Raw genomic sequence first — 2,903 nt, 5'->3', positions numbered from 1 at the left:
AATGGCATCATGGCCATGACTGGCTTGTTGATGGACACCGAGCTGGATGCCAAACAAAAGCGTTTCGCCCGCGTCGCCCGTCGTTCCAGCGAAGATTTGCTGCTGATCATCAATGACATTCTCGACTTCTCCAAAATCGAAGCGGGTAAGCTTGAGCTTGAATATCGCCCCTTCCAGCTTAATTTGTTGGTGGAAGATATAGCCGAGCGCTACGCGCCAATCGCCCAGGGGAAAAAACTGGAATTGCTGTGTAAAACGCCCTTGCCGCCGCTGTCAGTGGTGGGCGATTCAGCGCGTTTGGGGCAAATCCTCACTAATCTGCTGAGCAATGCGATCAAATTTACCGAAGCCGGTGAAGTGGAAATCGATATCCAACTGATTGCCGAACGAGATGGCATGGTGCAACTGGAGTTTGGTGTGCATGACACCGGTATTGGTATTAACCCGGAGCAACAAGCACGCCTGTTTCAATCCTTTACCCAGGCCGATTCTTCTATGGCGCGCAAATACGGCGGCACCGGCTTGGGGCTGACCATTTCACAGCGCCTGACCCAAATGATGGGCGGCGAAATAGGTTTGCAGAGTGAGGCAGGCAAGGGCAGTTATTTCCACTTTCAACTCACCATGCAAAAAGTAAATGACCCGCGCGACTGCCAGCTTGTTACCGGTTTTGGCCAACTGCATACCCTCATAGTGGATGACAACCCTACCAACCGCGAGATTCTCGAATACTGGCTGAAATCCTGGGGTATGGCGCCGGTGCTGGCAGCCTCTGCGCCCGAGGCGTTGACTCTCTTGCAGGAACAGGCTCAGGCGGGTACTCCGTTTGAATTGATGCTGACCGATTGGTGCATGCCGGACATGGATGGCGGGCAATTACTGGATGCCGTTGCTGCTGATGCGCGTTTTAACAACATGGCAATTATCGTGTTGAGTTCGGCGGGCATGGCAGCGCGCCCTGAAGTGGCAGAGCGTGCGCCACTGCTGCTGAAACCGGTGCGCCAATCGGAGTTGCACAACCTGATCGCTCAGGTCATCGCTGGTGATTTAACACGAAAATTCCACAGCTTTGAGCCGGTTGTCAGCACCACAACACTGGCGAAACTAACGGGGCGGGTATTGTTGGCGGAGGACAATCCGGTCAATCAGGAAGTGGCCAGTGCCATGCTGCAGCGCGTGGGCGTGAGCATGAAAATTGCCAATAACGGCCGTGAGGCGATCGATTTATTGCAACTGGAAAGTTTTGACCTGGTATTGATGGACTGTCAAATGCCGATTATGGATGGCTTTGAGGCAACCGCCAGTATCCGTCAACGCGAAGCCGAATTGGGCTTGGCTGCGATACCGATTATTGCGCTCACTGCCAACGCCATTAGCGGCGACCGTGAACACTGCCTCGCGCTCGGTATGGATGATTACCTCAGCAAACCCTTCGCACAGGAGCAGTTGCACGAGTTATTGGCGCGCTGGTTACCAACGCGCAGGGCCCAGCCTGAAACAGTTGCTGCACCTGCTGAAGTTACTCCGACAAACACGCAACTTGCTGTTCCGGCAAAGGCTCCATCAATTGAAATTGACCAGCAAGTCATTCGCCAACTGCGCGAACTGCGCGAAGGGTTGTTGCCACGCATTATTGGTTTATTCCGCAGCAGCAGCCCCCCATTGCTCGCCCAACTTGAAATGGCGGTGGCTCAGCGCGATGCAGATCTGCTTTATAAAACGGCGCACAATTTTAAAAACAGTGCTGCCAACCTCGGTTTGGTGGAGTTGGCAGCAGCTTGCCGCGACTGCGAGTCCAAGGCGCGTCAGGGTGATCTGGAACAGGCTGAGCAACAGCTGCATAGCATCCAAACACTTTACGGTTTATCGCTACAGGGGCTAGTTGAACTGGAGCGAGGGGAGCAAGACGAGTGAAAGAATTAACATCGACAGGCATTTCATTGCCTGAGTCAGGTGCAGGAGCGTTGGTCTTGGTAGTCGAGGACGATGAAGCTGCGCGCCTGACCACCAGTATTACCTTGGAGCGGGCGGGTTATCAAGTAATGGAGGCGGCCGACTGTGCCAGTGCTCGCGAGTGTTTTGCCGAGCGTAAACCCGATATTGTCTTGCTCGATGTGCTCTTACCCGACGGCGATGGCTACAGTTTGTGCCGCGAATTTCTTGCCCAACCGCGCGGGCGAGATCTGCCAATCGCGATGGTAACCGGGCTGGATGATATCAATTCCATCCATCAGGCCTATGAATCCGGTGCGACCGACTTCATCACTAAACCGGTTAGCTGGGGCACTTTACCTTATCGCATCCAATTTATTTTGCGGGCCAAGCAAGCACTTAACGACGCCAGTATCAGTGAAGGCAAGATGCGCGCACTGCTCGCGGGGATCCCCGACATTATTCTGCGCATAGACCGCGATGGCCATGTCATTGATATGCAAGTTGGCTCCTACGTGAACGAGATGGAAGAGTGGGTCGTCTATGATCCCACCACCGGTGAAGGCCATTTGCCGGGGCCTGTATACCGGATCCTTGCTCCGCAAATCCGCCGGGTGTTTGCGGGTAAAGGTGAACAGCTGGTCGAGTTTGAATGGTCGCAAGCGCAGAAAAGGCAGCGCACTTGGGAGGCGCGGGTGATTCTGCGTGAGCAGGACGAAGTGGTGATGGTGATCCGCGATATCACCCAGCGCAAACAGCAGGAGGCCGAGTTGCGTTTATGGGCCAAGGTATTCGAGGGTAGCAATGAGGCGATCCTGATTACTGATGCGCACTTGAACATTATTTTGGTCAACAAAACCTATGAAAAAATCATGGGTTATACGGAAGAAGAAGTGCTGGGTGTTGATACCGCCACGGTCGGCGCCCGGCTGCATTCGCACAGCTTTTTCCGCAACCTCGTGCATATCCTC

2 protein-coding genes are annotated in these 2,903 nt (G+C 54.1%); both read left to right on the top strand.

Translation table 11 applies throughout. The annotated features are described in order from the left end of the window. Positions 1-1,914, top strand: a 1,914-nt coding sequence (locus ACWA6V_RS20165; protein WP_449524172.1) for a response regulator, incomplete at its 5' end; no start/stop codon positions are given. Next, a partial coding sequence (locus ACWA6V_RS20160; protein WP_449524171.1) for a response regulator occupies positions 1,911-2,903 on the top strand: 993 nt, incomplete at its 3' end. The genes ACWA6V_RS20165 and ACWA6V_RS20160, both read left to right, overlap by 4 nt.

Source organism: Cellvibrio sp. (assembly GCF_053579595.1).
The sequence above is the reverse complement of the archived record's forward strand: the minus strand, read 5'-3'. Positions and strand labels throughout refer to the sequence as shown.